Genomic DNA, 1,637 nt, shown 5'->3' on the forward strand with positions numbered 1-1,637 from the left:
CGGCGTTTTTCAAGGTAGTTGTCGCCTGAGCTGTTAAGCAGCTTCTTTTTTGTTCTCTGGGTTTAATTTCACATCACCGATTTCCTCCCAGTTTCTAATACCCTTTGACCAGCGGTTAGGGTTCTTTTTTTGCGCTTTGGTATATAGCTCATGGCGTTTTGCCAATATCGCTTTATCTTCACCATTATGGCGTTGCGCTGGTGTCACGAATTTGATGCGACTATGCCTGTGCTCAGTGTTGTACCATTGAGCGAAGCCTTTCATCCAAGCTCTTGCATCTTCAAGGCTTTTAAAGCCTTCGCTTGGCCAGCGGTGACTGTATTTGACCGTGCGGAACAATGATTCTGAGTACGGATTATCATTGCTGACACCGGGGCGGCTACGAGAGCCAATGACACCCATATCAAGCATTTTGGCTTGCATCGTTAGGCACTTCATCGGGCTACCGTTATCTGAATGCAATACCACGTCTTTTTTAACGCATTTCTCAGACCAGAGCGTGCGCTCAAGCAATTGGGCAGCATGTTCACCTGATTCACTGTCATGAACTTCCCACCCGACAACCTTACGGCTGAAGATGTCGATTATCATGTAGAGGTAGAAGAACCGACCAATGACCGTTGACGGGCAGTAACTAATATCCCAAGTCCACACTTGGTTTGGCGCTGTCGCTGTGTACCCCTTAGGTTTAGCTCGGCTACCTTTAGGTTTTGCTTTACCTCGATGGGTTAGCTGGTCATTGGCTTTCAACACACGATAAAAGCTCGATTCAGACGCGAGATATTGCCCGTTATCTGCCAGCATTGGCACTATCTGACTTGGCCCTAAATTGGCGTATTCTTCTTGGTTACAGGTAGCTAATATCGCTTGCTGCTCTTCCTCAGTGAGCTTGTTACTCGGTTCTGGCCTATCAGCTGTAGGTCTTTTGTCACCACTGATTTCACCGCTTTCCTGCCAGCGTTGTAATGTGCGTACAGACATACCAACTTCTTCACAGGCTTTCTCTTTTCTAGCACCTGAGCTGACTGCTTCATCAATCAGAGATGCGTAATGCTGCCTATCTGTGAGTGAGGTTAATTGTCCTCGTCTTCCCCCCAGTAGGCATTTAACTTTTTTCTGAGCACCAACAACGCTGCCGTTTCAGCAAGCGCAGCATCTTTGCGCTTTAACTCTCTTTCTAACTCTTTAATCCGCTTACGATCATCCTTTCGCTCTTGGGTTAATTGCTTACGTTGCTGGGCTTTAGTTTGATTGCCTGCAATGCAGCTTCGCTTCCATTCTTTAACTTGCTCAGGGTAAAGCCCTTTTTCACGGCAATACTCACTTAACTCAATTTCGCTCAATGCTGCTGTTTCTAAAACAATTGAGAACTTTTGCTCTGGTGACCAACCATCTGAACTATTGCTATCTGCCAAACTAGAACCTGCTTGTAAATACTTATCTCGCCATGAATACAAAGTAGATAAGTTGATACTCTCTAGCTTTGCGAATTGGCGTAATGATAAGCCACTTTCAACCAGCTTTCTAATGATGGCTTTCTTATGATCTTCAGGATAATGCTTCACTAATATCTAACTTACCGCTCCCTGTTATATTTTTATGAAAAACTGAGGCGACAACTATCCTGACACAGGGGG

Annotated in this window: 1 protein-coding gene; it reads right to left on the bottom strand. The window is 45.3% G+C overall.

Annotation, left to right across the window (positions count from 1 at the left end):
* Positions 1-33: 33 nt before the first annotated feature.
* Positions 34-1,565, bottom strand: a protein-coding gene (locus BIZ39_RS21655) for an IS3 family transposase (protein ID WP_410369575.1) whose coding sequence is annotated in 2 segments (ribosomal slippage) — positions 34-1,103 and positions 1,103-1,565 — 1,533 coding nt in all. Because the reading frame shifts where the segments join, the coding sequence is not laid out codon by codon here.
* Positions 1,566-1,637: the final 72 nt, after the last annotated feature.

The sequence above is a fragment of the Alteromonas sp. BZK5 genome (assembly GCF_014349115.1).
In the GTDB taxonomy this organism is placed as follows: domain Bacteria; phylum Pseudomonadota; class Gammaproteobacteria; order Enterobacterales; family Alteromonadaceae; genus Alteromonas; species Alteromonas macleodii.